This window comes from Mesorhizobium sp. USDA 4132 (genome assembly GCF_056279545.1).
The window spans coordinates 2,673,982-2,689,376 of sequence record NZ_JBWCCP010000001.1 but is presented as its reverse complement, the minus strand read 5'-3'; the positions used below and the strand labels follow the sequence as shown (position 1 = coordinate 2,689,376).

The window sequence follows — 15,395 nt, the reverse complement described above, 5'->3', positions numbered from 1 at the left end:
GGAGTTCTTGTGATGGGATTTATCGATATCAATCCTCCCGTCCCCGAAGATAGCGTGCTTCTCGACGCCTATTCGGAGACGGTTGCCGGCGCGGTAGACCGCGTCGGTCCTGCCGTAAGCCGCATCGAGCGGCTGGGCGGCGTTGCCGGCCAAGGAGGCCACGGGTCGGGCTTTGCGATTTCGCCCGACGGCCTGATCATCACCAACCACCACGTCGTTTCCGACGCCAAGACCGTCCGTATCCGCAGCGCCAACGGGGCAGTCGGGCAGGGCGCTGTTCTCGGCCGCGATGCCGATACCGATATAGCGCTGGTGCGTGCCGACATGGACGTCCAGGCCTGGGCACGGCTTGGCGATTCCCAGAAATTGCGGCGCGGCCATATCGCGATCGCGATCGGCAATCCGCTCGGTTTCGACTGGTCGGTGACATCGGGCGTCGTATCTGCGCTCGGCCGATCGATGCGGTCGTCCACCGGCCGGCTGATCGACGACGTCGTACAGACCGATGCGGCACTCAATCCGGGCAATTCCGGCGGACCGCTGCTGTCTGCCTCCGGTGAGGTGGTCGGCGTCAACACGGCAGTGATCCGCGGCGCGCAGGGCATCGCCTTTGCGGTCGCCTCCAATACGGCCAATTTCGTCGTCTCTGAGATCCTGCGTTTCGGCCATGTGCGGCGTGCCTTTATCGGCATCGTCGTCGATACGACCGCACTGCCGCGCCGCGTCGCGGTGAAGGCCGGCATGTTGCAGGAGACGACGGTGCGCATCCGCCGCATCGACCCGGGCAGCCCGGCCGATCGGGCGGGCTTGAAGGAGGGCGATTTCATCCTGGCGATCGACGGCCAGCCCGTCGGCGGCGCCGATGATCTGATCCGTCTGCTGGACGGGACCCGGATCGGCAAGCAGACGCCGATCTCCGTCTACGACCTCGACTCGCGGATCGTCGACCGCATGCTGGTTCCGGCCGCACGGCCGCAGAACTGAGCACTGCGTTTCTTCTCAGGTTCTCGGCCTCGAGCTCCTAGGCCAGGCGGTTGCGAAGCCTTTCCCGCTCGGTTTCATCGAGGCCGAGCGAAGAGAGGTAGGCCTCGACGCCGCCATGGTGATAACGGATATGGTCCAGCGCTTGCCGCATGCTGCGCGGCTCAGAGGCAAGAACGATGTCCACCAGCTCGGGCGCCGTGCCGCGGCCGAGGGCTCGGTCCCTGAGGCGCGCGATCAGCGGCCCGGAGATGGTCGCCGTCAGGGCGTAATCATCGACAATCGTCGTCTCATCGACGCCGGCATTGGCAAGCAGCAGGGCCGAGATCACACCGGTGCGGTCCTTGCCGGCGCTGCAATGGAAGAGCACCGCTCCGTCCGGCGCGTCGGCAATGGTCTTCAGGACTTCGGCAATCGCCGGCTGGCAGTCGTCGATCGCCTGGCAATACCGGTCGCCCATGTCGAAGCTCGCCACCGCATTGGCCATCATTTCGACCGGCGCCAGAGCCGAAAAAAGCGGCGTATTGTGGTAGCGCACCCGTGTGTGACCGGTGAAGGGGTTGGCTTCGGCGGCGATCTCGTGGGCGTTGCGCAGGTCGATGACGGTACGCAGTCCGTTCTCCAGCAAGGTTTCGATGTCGGGCCCGCTGAGGCGGTGCAATGCGTCGCCGCGCAGGATCGAGCGCCAGCGGGTCAGGCCGCCATGTGCGGTCTGATAGCCGCCGAGGTCGCGGACATTGTGGGCGCCTTCCAGCGCGATCAGCCGTTCGTAGCTTAGCATATCAGCGGATTCCGGATTTCATGAAGGATTCGATGACGTGGCGCTGCAGGACCAGGTAGATGATCAGGATCGGCAGGCTGGCGAGTGCCGCAGCCGCCATCAGCGGCCCCCAGAGATTGCCCTCCTGGGTCATGAACATCTGCAGGCCGATCTGGACGACGGAGTTCTCCGGCTTGCGCGACAGCAGCAGCGGCCAGAAATACTCGTTCCAGGCGGAGATGAAGGCGATGATCGACAGGGAGGCGATCGGCGCGCCCATGTTCGGCACGACGATCTGCCAGAGGATCTTCCAGCTTCTGGCGCCGTCGATGCGCGCCGCTTCGAGGATTTCGGTCGGGAAGGAGCGCATCGCATTGTAGAGCAGCAGGATCGCGAAGGCATGCGCCGCATTCGGCACAATCAGACCGGTCAGCGTATCGAGGAGGCCGAGCCGCGAGGCAAGCACGTAGTTCGGGATCATCGTGACCTGGAACGGCACCAGCCAGGAGAGCGCGATAAGCCCGTGGATGACGCCAGAAAGGCGCATGCGCCAGCGCACCAGCGCATAGGCCGCGAATAGGCCGGTCACGACCTGCAGAAGGGCGGTCGCTGCGGAGACGATCGTGGTGTTGACCAGCATGCCCATCATCGGAATGCGGGTCAGCACGAAGACATAATTTTCGAGCGACGGATTGCTGGGCCAGAGCGACGTGGAGAAGATCTCGTTTTCCGGCCGAAGCGAGGTGACGATCATCCAGTAGATCGGAAAGATCGACAGCAAGGACAGAAGGATCATCACCGCATGCACTGCAAGCCGGCGGATGCCACCGGATTTGAGACCGCGGGAGGCGAACGCAATGCCGTCAGGGGAGGCGTCAGTTGTCATAGATCGCAAACCTCTTGGTCAGCCACATGCATCCCGCCGCGATGACTGCAAAACCGGCAAAGGCGATCATGCCGGCCGCCGAGCTCCAGCCGGCGGACATGGTCTGGAAACCGTATTCCCAGAGCAGGTAGAAGATGTTGGTGGTCGATTTCAGCGGGCCGCCATTGGTCAGCACGTTGATATAGGCAAAGCTCCACTGCGCCCCGAACAGGATCGTCATCATCGACAGAAGCAGGATGGTCGGCGAAAGCAGCGGCAGTCTTATATCGCGGATGATGCCCCAGCGGCTGGCGCCGTCGATGCGCGCCGCCTCGATATAGGAGGGGTTGATGCCGGCATTGGCTGCGGAAAATAAGAGGGTGGAAAAGCCAATCAGCTTCCAGCCGGTGATCCAGGTTAGCGTTGCAAGTGCGTATCTCGGGTCGGTCAGGAAGCCGATGCGGCCGAGGTCGATCGTCTCTAGGCCGAGCGTGATCAGCCCCTGGTCCTCGTTGAGTAGCCAGCGCCAGAGGATGGCAGCGACCACGGGGGCTACGATCATCGGCACGAAGATCAGCGCGCGATAGATGGTCCGGGCGCGGCCTTCGAGATCCTGGGTCCAGATCGCCACGAAGAGCGGAATGATCACCGACATCGGGAAGAGGCCGAGAATGTAGAAAAGCGTGTTCCAGAGGGCGGCGCGCATCTCGGGCAGTGCGAACAGGCGCTGGTAGTTGGTCAGGCCCACATAGCGCTGCGGCGCGGTCGGCAGCATGTTCCACTGGTAGAAGGAGAGCTGGAAGGCTTCGACCAGCGGCACATAGGTCCACATCATGAGGAGACAAAGCGCCGGCGCGAGATAGAGCCAGGGCTGCACGGTGAACGTACTGCGCTGGCGCGCCGCTGCTGGCGCTCGGGCAAGGGGGAGCGGTCTTGCGAGATCGGCCTGGATATCGGTCATGGAATTTTCCCCGAAAGGATCCCTAGGGGACAACGATGCCGGACGGAAAGCGAGACCCGCCCGGCATCTCCTCGTAACGGTTACGGCATCAGGTCCTGGCCCTGATCCTGGGCGGCTTTCAGCGTGGCGATCGGATCGCCCTTGCCGAAAACGGCTTCGCGGACCGAGTCCATCATCATTTTCTCGACCTGGCGGTAGTTCGGGCCGGGGAAGGCGACGTTGGCGGTGAGGCGGTTCAGCTGTTCCAGGTTGGCGCGGAACATCGGGTTTTCCTTGACCCAGGGGCCGAGATAGTTCGGGTCGTCGACGATATCGAGGCGCAGCGGCAGATAGCCGATCTTGCTCGTGATGATCGTGTAGGCTTCCTTGCTCGTCAGGTACTTGAGGAGTTCGTAGGCCGCACGCTGCTTGGCCGGATCCTTGCTGAAGACGAACAGGGCGCTGCCGGAATTGGTCGGAGCGGTCGGCTTTTCGCCGAAGGACGGCATAGGGGCGATGCGCAGGTCGAACTTGCCCTGGGCTGCCTTCTTATAGGCGCCTAGCGTCGCGGTGGTATAGACGAACATGCCGAGATTGCCGGCGGCAAAGGTGTCCGAACCGCTGGCCGGATCGATCTTGGCATGGGCGCCGCTATCGACCATGTCGCGCAGCATCTTGACGGCCTCAGCGGCATTCTTGTCGGCGAATGTAAGCTTGTTGCCGTCGCGCACCTTGCCGCCGTTCGACATGACGATCGCCTGGTAGACGAAGGTACCGTCGCTCGGGCCGTAGGCTCCCGGGAAGAAGCCGTTCTTGCCGGTCTTTTCCTTGATCGCCTTGCCGGCGATGTTGACGTCGGCCCAGGTTTTCGGCGGGTTGTTCGGGTCGAGACCGGCCTGCTTGAAGAGGTCGCCGTTGTAATAGAGGACAGGCGTCGAGAATGTGTAGGCGAGACCATAGGTCTTGCCGTCGACCTTGCCGAGTTCGAGGCCCTTCGGAATCATGCCGGAAAGGTGTTCTTTCAGTTCCGCCGGGCTCACCATGTCTTCGAGCGCATTGCCGCCGAGGTCGCTGGCGATGAAGATCAGGTCGCGGAAGGTGAGTTGGGCGACGTCCGGCTGCTTGCCGGCGACGATATCGGCCTGGACGCGGTTGATGATCTCGTTCGACGGTACGGCCACCGTCTCGACCTTCACGTTGGGGAATTTCTTCTCGAAGCCGGCGATCAGTTCCCTGGTGGCATCGGCGCCGGCGCTCGCGGAGGCGAGGTTGTAATTGTAAAAGCTGATCGTCACCGGCTTGTCGACCGTGGCGGGCATTTCGGCGAGGGCGCCGACCGGGAGGCCAAGAGGCAACATCGAGGCGGCGGTGAGCGTCGCCATCAGCTTGAGCGTGGTTCTGCGCAGCATTTTGCGTGTCTCCGGGTGAGGGTTATTCAGCGGCGACGGGCATTGCCCGAGCCATCAGAAGTTCCAGCGGATAGGTGTTGAGTTCGGCGCGGTCGGACGGCAGCGGCACGAAGGCCATGGTGAGGCCCGACGGGCGGATGGTGCCGATACCGAAGGAGGCGCCGCGCACCATGCGCAGGATGTCCGTGCGCAGGATGTCGGTGGCGGCGTGCTGGCCGGTGCCGACCACCACCGGGATGCCATGCCAGACCGAGACGCGGTCGTGATGGATATGGCCGCTCAGAATGCCGATGATGTTGCGGCCCTTCAGCAGTTGGCGGAAACGTTCCGACTGGGGGAAATGGATCGTCCGCCAATGGGCGGCATCGGCTTCCTCGCCGAGCGCCGGCGGGTGGTGGACGACGATCAGCTTCGGCAGGTCCGGATGGCTGTCGAGCGTCGAGGCGAGCCAGTCGAACTGTTCCGGATCGATCGTGCCGCCGATCAGGCCTGGCGTCGTCGAGTCGATGGTGATGATGTGGATGCCGTCGATGATCGTGTCGTGGTCGTAGGGCGCATCCGGATCGTCGGCCTCGATGCCCATGCCCTCATAGAAGCCGGGACGGGTGTCGTGATTGCCGAGCGCATAGATGACCGGGACGTCGATCCTGGCGTCGATGATCTCCTTCAACCCGCGAAAGCTCTCCGCATCGCCGCGGTTGGTAAGGTCGCCGCTGGCGATCACGAATTGCGGCTTCGGCGTCACGGTCGCGACGAGATCGAGCACCTGATGCAGCGTCTCGGTCGTGTCGCTGTGCAGATGGCTGTCGTCGGCGGTGCCGATGTGCAGGTCGGTCAGATGGATGAATGTCGTTTCGCGTCGCACCGGATGCCTCCATGGATGACGGTTTCGTCAGGAGGACCGTTAGAAGGGGTTTGTTTCCTGCTCGTGACGAATTTCGAATGCCGTTCGAAACCGTTTCAGCGGCGGAACATCGGTGCGATCACCTCGACCATGCGGGCGATGACGATCTCCGGATCGTCGAGGTCGATGCCGTAATTGGTCAGCACTTGCGTACGCGACCGGGAGCGGGTGACCTGCGAGCGGATGCCGAGCGCGCAATTGAGCCGCCAGCCGATGTCGACCTCGTCCAGCCAGGGCGCGATCCGCTTGAGATGCGGGACGAAGGCCCGATGATGTTCGACATCGTCGATGATGCGGCGGTAGTGCGGTGCGCGTTCCCGGTGGGTCTTCGCCATCGAGGTGAAATGCGACAGGACCGGATAACTGGAGGTCGGGTCGAGGCTCCAGCGGATCGACGGGCCAACCAAAGCCGCGATGACTTCATTAAGGTCGGGCGGATCGGGCGCCCGCCGGTCGACGGCTTTGCGAAGCAGGCTCAACCGCTCGGCATTCAGCCGCCGGTAGACACGCTCTGCGACCGCCGCCACCAGTTCTTCCTGCGAGCCGAAATGATAGCTGATAGCGGAAGGGGTCGCATGCGCTTCGACGGCGATCCGCCGCGCGGTCAGATCCTCGAAAGCCTCGGCTTCGCAAAGCAGATGCTCGCAGGCATCCATGAGCCTCATGGCTGTGAGATTGGCGCGGCCGTGCATGAACTCACCCTCGACGATCGCAAGTCTAAGGCGCGTTTGTGTATGGTGGATGACAGTGCGAAGAGGGCCTAGGACAAGTCGGGGGCCAAGTCGGGGCGGACCGTCTTTTTGTCGGGCTCGCGGGCGAAGGGCGCGGGCCAGCTGTCTCTTTCGTCATCCGCATCCTCGCCATCCCGAAACTCGTCCATGCGGTGTTTGATGGCAAGGGCGTAGATCGTATCGAGGATGTTCTTGTCACGAAGGTGCGGGTCGGTCAGTCCCAGCAGCGCTGCCCGGACGATCTTCTTGCTCGATGTCTTTGGGCAGCGTCTGGTAACGAACTTGAACAGAGCGTCGTCGGTGAGGCCATCCATCGCGCCGTCGACCAAGGCCTCATAGACCTTTCGTTTCTCTCCCATTCAACTCCCCCATGCCAAGTCAAACACTTAGTCACATAACTGTCATCATCCATTTTGAAGAAAATATGGCAAGGGCCTGGAACAAAAGTCGTGATGGACAGCGTTCACGGAAAACAAGTTTGACGAATTGAAACGGCGCTGTGGCATCTCTAGGTTCGCCGCAGCAACGCGATTGGGAGGAAAAGAGTGAAGATAGGTGCAGGAATTCTCGCGGCCCTCTGCCTTGGGATGGTGCCCGTGGAGGCGTCGGCGCAGAGCCAGTGGCAGCCGGTCGAGCAGGTCCAGACCTATCCCATCACAGGCGATTCCGGCGTCGATCTCTACGCTTCCATCGGACAGCGCGGGCCGAAGATCGGCAAGGAGGTTCGCACCATCGCGCACACCAATTTCAAGCTTACCTGGACCCGTGACTACCGGCCGCAGCCTGACGGCGCCTGCACGCTGGTTTCGGCGCGGCCAAAGCTGATCATTACCTATACGCTGCCAAAGCCGGCGTCGGCGCTTGCTCCCGATCTGAAGAAGAAATGGGATGTCTTCATCGCCGGCGTCTACAAGCACGAACTGGTTCACGGGGTGATCATCACCGACATGGTGAAGGAGATCGAGCGGGTGAGCGTGGGTCTCAGTGTCGCCAACGATCCGCAATGCATGAAAATCAGGACGGAATTGACCGCCAAGCTCGGCGAGATTTCGAAGGCGCAGCAGAAGCGCAGCAATGACTACGACCGGATGGAAATGAGCGAGGGCGGCAACGTCCACCAGCTCATCCTGCAGCTGGTGAACGGCAACGGTAAATAGTCTGCTGTAAGATTGATTCAGTAATTGGCCGGAAGGCGCTGTTTTTCCCATGAATTCTGCGGAAGCTATCTCTTGCGCATGACGTTGACGACGAGCACGCCAAAGATCGCCATGATGCCGCCGATCGCGCCGATCAGGGTCGGCACCTCGCCGAGCCAGAGGAAACCGATCAGGGTTGCGGTCGGGGGAACGCCGTAAAGGAAATTGGAGGCCCGGGCGGCGGATAGGCGCTTCAAGGCGATCGCCCAGGTGACATAACCGATCGCAGTCGGGAAGAGCACCAGATAGACGATGCCCCAGTTCACCTCTGCCGGGGCGGCGGCAAGCGCCTGCAAGGTGGACGGTACCGCCGGCAGCAGCGGAATGGAGCCGATCAGCATCAGCCAAGCGGTGACCGCCAAGGCGGGCATGCGGCCGAGGATCGGCTTCTGCAGCACGCTTGCAATCGCCGAACAGAGGGCGGCGCCGAGAATGAGGATCGCATTCGGATCGAGATCGAACCCGTCGTCGCCGGAGGCAGCGATCAGCGCTACGCCGGCAAAGGAGATCGCCGTTCCGAACCAGCCCCAGCGGCCGAACCGTTCGCCGAGCGCGAAGGTGGCGATAAGGGCGGTGAAGACCGGCATGGTGTTGATGATGAAGCTCGCGGGGCCAGCCGCCACGGTTCGCTCACCCATATTGAGGAGAACGGCATAGGCGGCGATGAAGAGCACGGCCGCGACGCCAAGGCGAAGCAGATCGCTTCTGGCCGGAAGGGCTGGTCGGGCAGCGACAAGATAGACTACGGCGATCAACGCGGCCGGGACATAACGTGCCGTCGCAAGCTCGATCGGCGTCAGCGGCCCGAGCGCGATGCGGATGACGGCGAAGGACGAAGCCCAGAAAACGATGGTCACCAGGATCGCCAGGAAGGCGATCACATCAAATCCCTGTCTTTCGTCCGTTCCCGTATTCATGGCGACCGTGCTCATCTCTTTCTCCCTCGAAGCTTGGAAGTCAGGATTTAGCGCCTCTCATCCGTGCTTGAAAAGCACCGTAATCGATGATCATATGTGCCTATGGTTCACAGCTCGCAGACTTTGCCACCACTTGATACGCTTGAGACCTTCGCCCGCGCCGCGCGTCTCGGATCGTTTTCCGCCGCGGCGGAAGAGGGCGGGGTCACCCACGGTGCCGTCTCCCGGCAGATATCCCGCCTGGAGCGCTGGATGGGCGTACGGCTTTTCTCCCGCGAGGCTCGGGGTGTGACGCTGACACCGGAAGGCACGCGGTTTTTCGCCCGCGCGGAGGAAGCGTTGGCTCTGCTCGGGGATACGGACGAGCGGTGGCTGCCCCGCCGCAACAAGGCGGTCGTGCGGCTTTCGGTGACGCCGTCGGTTGCCTCGCTCTGGCTGTTTTCGCGGATGCCGAAGCTGGAGGCCAGCGACATCCATCTGGAACTGATCCTGGAACATCGGCTGGCGGATTTCAGCGAGGGCATCGACCTGGCAATCCGTTGCGGCAAGGGGCCATGGGCCGGCGTGCGCAGCCTGCCGCTCTGGCAGGAGAAACTGGTGCCGATCGCCGCTCCGGCCATCGCCGAACGTCTCCGTGGGAGGTCAGATGCGAAATCTCTGCTGGAACTCCCGATCCTGCACGATTCCAATGTCGAGGCGTGGCGGCGCTGGCTGGCCGTCGAAAATCTCGATTACGTGCCGCGCGGGCAGGACCGGCGGTTCGAGGATTATAACCTGGTGATCGACGCCTGCGCGCATGGCCTCGGCATCGCGCTCGCCCGGCCGCCGCTCGCGGACGCGGCGCTTGCCTCCGGCCGGGTCGTCATCGTATCCGAGAGAGCCATCGATCACCACGTCGCCTTCCATCTGATCCGTCCGAACGACGCGATGAAAGCTTCCGCTGCCGAGTTTTCCCAGCGCTTCCTGCTGGAGGCCGGGCTAGACGAGGCGGCTATCACTGCCTTCATCGCGCCTGGGCGGGGAAGGGGTTAGCGGCCCCATTGGCAAATGCTGCTCCGGCTCTAGTTGCTCCGAAAATTGGATATGAGGAGCATCCCATGAGCACAAAGGCGACGATTGCGAGGATTTGGCGGGGGCGTACACGCACCACAATTGCCGACGAATACGAGGCCTATCTACTCGAGACAGGCATTCCGCCGCTCGTCAAGACCGCGCTTGCGGTCCAGCTTTTCCGGGAGGACCTCGGCGACGAAACGGAGTTCGTGACGACCTCCTACTGGCCCGACTTCGAGTCCATGGCAGCCTTTACCGGCGGCGATCCGAACAAGGTGCATCATCTCGATCGCGATCCGCATTATCTCGTCGAGCTGCCCGAGCGGGTGGCGATCATGAAAATCCTCGTCGATCGAAGCTGAGAGGTCAGCGGACCCACTGGAACCCGTCGATCTGGATGTCCTGACCCGTCAGGAAGTTCGGTTCGGATGTCGCGAGGAAGGTGACGACGCTTGCAACGTCCTGCGGCGTTCCGACTCGCTTCAGCGTGATGCCGGCTGCGAGTTGCGCCTCGCGGGCTTCGATCATCGCGTTCGAGCGCTCGGTCTTGATGACGCCGGGGCAGATCGCGTTGACGACGATCTCCGGGCCGAGTTCCTTGGCGAGTGCCTTTGTCATGCCGAGAATGCCGGCCTTGGCTGCCGTATAGGAAAACTTGCTGACCGCACTGGTGACGCCGCCGGTATGGGCGTTCATCGATGACATGTTGACGATCCGTCCGCCGCCGTTGCGGCGCATGACGGGCACCGTCGGCTGGATATAGTTGAAGGCGCCCTTGAGGTTGATGTCGATCGTCGCGTCGAATTCCTCCTCGGAAATCTCCTCGATACCTTTCGCCATAGACCGGCCGGCATTGTTGAACAGGACGTCGATCTGGCCCCATTTCTCATCCACCTCGCGGACGATTTCCGCCGCGCGCTTATGGTCACGGACATCGGCGATGAAGGTCAGGACGTCGCAGGAGAGGTCGCGGATTTCCTGCGCCGTGCGGGCGAGGTCTTCTTCGATCAGGTCGACGAGGACAATATCGAAGCCGTGACGGGCAAGATCAAGCGCGCAGCCCCGTCCGATCCCGCGTCCGCCGCCGGTTATCAGAGCAACCTTGCGGGACACATCACGCACCACCATTCGCCTTGGCGAAACGGGCGATGTCGGCATGGGTGCCAAACCACACGCCCTCGTGGCCTTGGATATGCTTGATCAGCTCCTCCAGCACGAAGATGCGCGAGCGGTAACCGGACACGTGCGGGTGCATGGTCAGTAGGAACAGCCCGCCCTCGATATAGGCGCGGTCGAATTCCCGCTTGAAGATATCGAGCACCGAGGTCGGCGGGGTATAAGGGCGGAGCGCCGTAAACCGGTTCATGTTGAAATAGACCGCGTCGTCGCGGATCCATTCGACCGGCAGTTCGACCAGACCGGTCGGTTCGCCGTCCTCGACCAGTTCGTAAGGGTCGTCGTCGGCCATCAGCGAGGAATCGTAGATCAGCCCGAGCTCTCGCTCGATCTTCAGCGTCTCATAGGAGAAATCCCAGGAGGGCGTGCGCATGCCGACCGGACGGATGCCGGTGATCTTTTCCAGCGTATCGGCGGCGCGGAAATGCAGTTCGCGTTCTTTGTCAGCGGGAACCTTGGTGTTCACCTCGTGGATCCAGCCATGCAGGCCGATTTCGTGGCCCTCGGCGATGACACGCCGCTGTTCGTCCGGATAGAGGAGGGCCGCGACGGCCGGCACGAAGAAGGTCGCCGGGACGTCCGCGTTCTTCAGCGTTTCGAGGATGCGCGGCACCCCCATGCGGTTGCCGTATTGCCCCTGGGACATGCGGCCGATCGATTCACCGCCGTCGCGAAGTTCGTTGGTCTCATGGTCGCTGTCGAAGGAAAGGGCGACCGCGCAGCGCGCGCCATCCTTCCAGGCTTTCGGCTTCAGCGAGCGGCCGGCGCGCACCTTGTTGACCTTGCCGCGCCAGGTGGCTTCGTCCCATTCCCAGGGTTCCATGTTCCGTTCTCCCTTTTGTTATTCTGCCGCCTCAGGCAGGACCGGCACGGCCGCGAGCAGCCGCCTGGTATAATCATGCTGCGGATCGGCGTAGATCGTCGATACCACGCCTTCCTCGACTATTTTGCCGCGATACATGATCGCGACGCGGTCGCAGAGATGCCGGACGACGGACAGGTCGTGGCTGATGAAGATCAGCGAGAGATCGAGCTCGGCGCGCAGGCGGATCAACAGGTTGATGATCTGCGCCTGGATCGACACGTCGAGCGAGGCGACGGGTTCGTCGCAGACGACCACATCCGGCTGCATGGCGAGCGCGCGGGCAATCGCGATGCGCTGCCGCTGGCCGCCGGAGAACTGGTGCGGGAAACGGTTGGCGAAAGTGGGATCGAGCCCGACCGCTGCCAGCCATTCCTTGACGTAGACCGACGCTTCGGCTCGCGTCACCAGCTTATGGGCAAGCGGACCTTCGGCGATGATATCGCCGATCCGCATGCGGCCGTTGAGCGAGGCGAACGGATCCTGAAAGATCGTCTGGATGCGGGTGGTGATTTTTCGCGCATTGCGGCCGTCGCTGATGACCGGCTTGCCGTTGAGACGGATCGTTCCGGAGGTTGGGGCCGTGATGCCTGCCGCCATGCGGCCGAGCGTCGATTTTCCGGAGCCGGATTCTCCGACAAGGCCGAGCACTTCGCCACGCTTCAGCGTGATCGACACGCCGTCGACCGCCCGGACGACCGGCACCGGCTGGGAAATGCCGGACTTGATCGCCAGGTTTCTAAAAAGGCCCGTTGGTTTTTCGAAGCGCTTCATCGCGTTGTCGATGACAAGATAGGGGCTACCGAGCGGCGGCAGGTTCAATGTCGCCGATTTGCGCGGCGGCGGGGCCGCATCCGCAATGCCGCTGCCGCGCAGCAGCAACTGGCCGGGCTTGGCGCGCGACGGCAGCGCGTCAAGCAGCGCCTTGGTGTAGTCGTGCTGCGGGCGGGTGAGCACGCCGAGCGCCGGGCCGATTTCGACGATATTACCGAACCTCATCACCGCGACGCGGTCGGCGATCGACGAGACGATCGCGAGATCATGGCTGATCCAGATCAGCGCGGTGCCGAGTTCGGCCACCAATTCCTTCATCTCGGCAAGGATTTCCGCCTGGATCGACACGTCGAGCGCCGTCGTCGGTTCGTCGCAAATGATCAGTTTCGGCCGGTGCAGCAGCGCGATGGCGATCGCCACGCGCTGGCGCATGCCGCCGGAAAACTGATGCGGGAAGAAATCCACCTTGCGTTCCGGTTCGCTGATCCGGACCTGGGCGAGCGCCTTGATCGCTCTTTCCCGCGCATCCGATGCGCTGATGTTTTCATGCGCTTCGAGCGCCAACCTGATCTGGGTGCCGATGCTCAAGACCGGGTTCAAGGTCATCATCGGGTCCTGGAAGACCATCGAAATGGTCTTGCCGCGGATGGCGCGCAGCTCATGGGCGGGCAGGCCGATGAGTTCGCGGCCTTCGAGCTTGATCGAACCCTCGACGATGCGGCCGGGCTCGTCGATCAGGCCGATGATCGAGAAGCCGGTAATCGACTTGCCGGAACCGGATTCACCCACGAGCCCGAGGACTTCGCCGGGCGCCAGCGAGAACGAGACGCCGTCGACTGCCTTGATCTCGCCGCGGCCGCTCGGGAACCAGGTCCTGAGGTTGGCGACTTCGAGAAGCGGAGCACGCGTCGTTTCAGTCATCGGCGGAGCCTCGGATTGAGCTGGTCGCGGATCTGGTCGCCAACGAGGTTGAGAGAGACGATGAACAGGATCAGCGCCACGCCGGGATAGATCGAGATCCAATAACGGCCGGAGAGCAGGTACCGGAAACCGTTGGCGATCAGCATGCCGAGCGACGGTTCGGTCGGCGGCAGGCCGACGCCTAAGAAGGAGAGGGTGGCTTCGAGCGAGATGGCGCTCGCCACCTGCACCGTTGCAACGACGATCAGCGGTGGCAGCGAGTTCGGCAGGATGTGCTTGACCACGACGCGCCAGGGCGACAGCGGTATGGAGAGCGCGGCCTCGACATAATCCTTCTGCCGTTCGGCTGACGCCGCGCCATGAGCGGTGCGGGCGAAATAGGCATACTGCGCGAAGATCAGTGCCATGATCAGCTGGTAACGCCCTTGTCCGAGAAGGGCTGCGATCACGAAGGCGAGCAGGATTGCCGGGAAGGAAAGCTGCAGGTCGATGATGCGCATCGCGAGGCTTTCGAAACGTCCGCCGATATAGGCAGCCGAGCAGCCGACCACCGCGCCGATGACGAAGGCGATACCGCCAGCGATCACGCCCATCTGCAAAGATATGCGCAGGCCATAGATGATCGCAGACAGGAGGTCGCGGCCTTGCGAGTCCGTGCCGAGCCAATGGGTGTAACCGCCAGTACCGACATAACCCGGCGCACGCCGTGCATCGCGCAGCACGAGGCTGGTCAGGTCATAGGGGTCCTGCGGGGTGACCAGCGGCGCGACGATCGCGGTCAGGACGATCAGCAGGACGACGATCGCGGCGCCCGTCGCGACTTTGTTGCGGAAGAATTCCTCGAGGAAACGGCCAAGCAGAGTATCGCGCATCAGGCACGTCCCTTTCGCAGGCGCGGATCGAGCAGCGCGTAGGTCAAATCGACGATCAGGTTGATGACGATGAATAGGAAGGCGACGAGCATTAGGTAGGCGACCATGACCGGCCGGTCGAGCGAGGTGATGCTGTCGATGATCAGCTTGCCGAGGCCGGGCCAGGAAAAGATGGTTTCGGTGACGACCGCAAAGGCGAGCGTCGAGCCGAGCTCCAGGCCGAAGACGGTGACGAGCGGAATGGAGATCAGCCGCAGCACATGCCGGCTCAGCACCGTGAACTCGGACAGGCCGGCGGCGCGGGCAAATTTCACCGTGTCGCTCTGCATCAGTTCACGGGTGCCGGCGCGGGCAAGCCGGATCATCAAGGAGAACTTGAAGAGCGCCAGGTTCAGCGCCGGCAGCACGAGATGCGAAAGCCCGTCGCCGGTGAGGAAGCTGAAATCGACGCCGAAGAGGCTGACCGTCTCGCCGCGTCCGCCAGCCGGCATGCAGCCGCATTGAACGGCAAACACCATGATCAGCATCAGGCCGAACCAGAAGGTCGGTACCGAGAAGCCGAGGATCGAGATCGCCATGATGGCGCGGGAAATCAGGCTATGCGGGCGGTAGCCAGCATACATGCCGATCGGGATGCCGACGAGGCTGGCAAATAGAACGGCTGCCAGCGTCAGTTCCAGCGTCGCCGGCAGGCGGGTGAGGATGAGCTGGCTGACCGGCATGCTGTAGACGAGCGAGCGGCCGAAATCGCCTTCGATCAGCCTGCCGAGAAAGGCGAAATATTGACGCCAGAGTGGCTGGTCCAGTCCGTATTGGGCGATCACCGCGGCGCGAATATCCTGCGTCGCATCCGGAGAGATCAGCACGTCGATGGGATTGCCGACGGCATAGACGCCGCAGAAGACCAGCGCCGACATCGCGATGACCACGATCGCCGCCTGCCACAGGCGCTGCAAGATGAAACCTAACATATGTTCCCCGTCTTATCCCTCTGTCCCGTCTTCTGCGGGTTTCGTGGAGCCAAGCGCCGAAGG

The 15,395-nt window shown here is 62.7% G+C and carries 17 protein-coding genes; 4 read left to right on the top strand and 13 right to left on the bottom strand.

Features of this window, described 5'->3' with window-relative positions; genetic code table 11:
• Nucleotides 1-12 precede the first annotated feature (12 nt).
• Entirely contained in the window at nucleotides 13-984 is a 972-nt protein-coding gene (locus ACZ9IU_RS13695; protein WP_038543795.1) for a S1C family serine protease, read from the top strand.
• 37 nt (nucleotides 985-1,021) lie between these two features.
• On the opposite strand, the gene ACZ9IU_RS13690 is transcribed toward ACZ9IU_RS13695, so the two are convergent.
• The 7 genes from ACZ9IU_RS13690 to ACZ9IU_RS13660 form a co-directional block, all read right to left on the bottom strand.
• A complete protein-coding gene (locus ACZ9IU_RS13690) occupies nucleotides 1,022-1,762 on the bottom strand; it encodes a tyrosine-protein phosphatase (RefSeq protein WP_038543793.1) in 741 nt (246 codons plus the stop codon).
• Nucleotide 1,763: 1 nt separating this feature from the next.
• The gene (locus ACZ9IU_RS13685; protein ID WP_038543790.1) at nucleotides 1,764-2,627 is read right to left on the bottom strand and encodes a carbohydrate ABC transporter permease; all 864 of its coding nucleotides are present in this window, start codon (nucleotides 2,625-2,627) and stop codon (nucleotides 1,764-1,766) included.
• Nucleotides 2,617-3,567 (bottom strand): carbohydrate ABC transporter permease, encoded by a 951-nt coding sequence (locus tag ACZ9IU_RS13680; protein ID WP_038543788.1) that lies wholly within the window; start codon nucleotides 3,565-3,567, stop codon nucleotides 2,617-2,619. The genes ACZ9IU_RS13685 and ACZ9IU_RS13680 overlap by 11 nt, the downstream gene beginning before the upstream one ends.
• An 80-nt stretch (nucleotides 3,568-3,647) precedes the next feature.
• Nucleotides 3,648-4,955 (bottom strand): ABC transporter substrate-binding protein, encoded by a 1,308-nt coding sequence (locus tag ACZ9IU_RS13675; protein ID WP_038543786.1) that lies wholly within the window; start codon nucleotides 4,953-4,955, stop codon nucleotides 3,648-3,650.
• A 22-nt stretch (nucleotides 4,956-4,977) separates the two neighbouring features.
• Nucleotides 4,978-5,820: a metallophosphoesterase family protein gene (locus ACZ9IU_RS13670; RefSeq protein WP_038543784.1), complete on the bottom strand. Its 843-nt coding sequence runs from the start codon at nucleotides 5,818-5,820 to the stop codon at nucleotides 4,978-4,980.
• Between the two features lie 95 nt (nucleotides 5,821-5,915).
• Nucleotides 5,916-6,551, bottom strand: coding sequence for a TetR family transcriptional regulator (locus ACZ9IU_RS13665; RefSeq protein WP_038543781.1), 636 nt, complete (start codon nucleotides 6,549-6,551; stop codon nucleotides 5,916-5,918).
• A gap of 68 nt (nucleotides 6,552-6,619) precedes the next feature.
• A complete protein-coding gene (locus ACZ9IU_RS13660; protein ID WP_038543779.1) occupies nucleotides 6,620-6,949 on the bottom strand; it encodes a hypothetical protein in 330 nt (109 codons plus the stop codon).
• Between the two features lie 186 nt (nucleotides 6,950-7,135).
• Here ACZ9IU_RS13660 and ACZ9IU_RS13655 point away from each other — a divergent pair, with 186 nt between their 5' ends.
• Complete coding sequence (locus ACZ9IU_RS13655) at nucleotides 7,136-7,747, top strand: DUF922 domain-containing Zn-dependent protease (RefSeq protein WP_038543777.1); 612 nt, start codon at nucleotides 7,136-7,138, stop codon at nucleotides 7,745-7,747.
• Between the two features lie 65 nt (nucleotides 7,748-7,812).
• Here ACZ9IU_RS13655 and ACZ9IU_RS13650 read toward each other — a convergent pair whose 3' ends face one another.
• Nucleotides 7,813-8,718 (bottom strand): DMT family transporter, encoded by a 906-nt coding sequence (locus ACZ9IU_RS13650; RefSeq protein WP_038543774.1) that lies wholly within the window; start codon nucleotides 8,716-8,718, stop codon nucleotides 7,813-7,815.
• Between the two features lie 87 nt (nucleotides 8,719-8,805).
• On the opposite strand from ACZ9IU_RS13650, the gene ACZ9IU_RS13645 reads away from it, so the two are divergent.
• Entirely contained in the window at nucleotides 8,806-9,735 is a 930-nt protein-coding gene (locus ACZ9IU_RS13645; RefSeq protein ID WP_038543772.1) for a LysR family transcriptional regulator, read from the top strand.
• Nucleotides 9,736-9,800: 65 nt separating this feature from the next.
• Nucleotides 9,801-10,118: a hypothetical protein gene (locus ACZ9IU_RS13640; RefSeq protein ID WP_038543770.1), complete on the top strand. Its 318-nt coding sequence runs from the start codon at nucleotides 9,801-9,803 to the stop codon at nucleotides 10,116-10,118.
• A 4-nt stretch (nucleotides 10,119-10,122) separates the two neighbouring features.
• Here the strand turns inward: ACZ9IU_RS13640 and ACZ9IU_RS13635 are convergent, their stop codons facing one another.
• From ACZ9IU_RS13635 to ACZ9IU_RS13615, 5 genes are read right to left on the bottom strand one after another with little or no spacing between them, the layout of a single operon-like run.
• Nucleotides 10,123-10,878, bottom strand: coding sequence for an SDR family NAD(P)-dependent oxidoreductase (locus ACZ9IU_RS13635; protein ID WP_244447504.1), 756 nt, complete (start codon nucleotides 10,876-10,878; stop codon nucleotides 10,123-10,125).
• Nucleotides 10,871-11,755 carry a polysaccharide deacetylase family protein gene (locus ACZ9IU_RS13630; protein WP_038543766.1) on the bottom strand — a complete coding sequence of 295 codons (885 nt, stop codon included), beginning with the start codon at nucleotides 11,753-11,755 and terminating at the stop codon, nucleotides 10,871-10,873. Before ACZ9IU_RS13630 ends, ACZ9IU_RS13635 begins: the two co-directional genes overlap by 8 nt.
• An 18-nt stretch (nucleotides 11,756-11,773) precedes the next feature.
• Nucleotides 11,774-13,489 carry a dipeptide ABC transporter ATP-binding protein gene (locus tag ACZ9IU_RS13625; protein WP_038543764.1) on the bottom strand — a complete coding sequence of 572 codons (1,716 nt, stop codon included), beginning with the start codon at nucleotides 13,487-13,489 and terminating at the stop codon, nucleotides 11,774-11,776.
• Nucleotides 13,486-14,361 carry an ABC transporter permease gene (locus ACZ9IU_RS13620; protein ID WP_038543763.1) on the bottom strand — a complete coding sequence of 292 codons (876 nt, stop codon included), beginning with the start codon at nucleotides 14,359-14,361 and terminating at the stop codon, nucleotides 13,486-13,488. The genes ACZ9IU_RS13625 and ACZ9IU_RS13620 overlap by 4 nt, the downstream gene beginning before the upstream one ends.
• The gene (locus ACZ9IU_RS13615) at nucleotides 14,361-15,332 is read right to left on the bottom strand and encodes an ABC transporter permease (protein WP_038543760.1); all 972 of its coding nucleotides are present in this window, start codon (nucleotides 15,330-15,332) and stop codon (nucleotides 14,361-14,363) included. Before ACZ9IU_RS13615 ends, ACZ9IU_RS13620 begins: the two co-directional genes overlap by 1 nt.
• Between the last annotated feature and the right edge of the window lie 63 nt (nucleotides 15,333-15,395).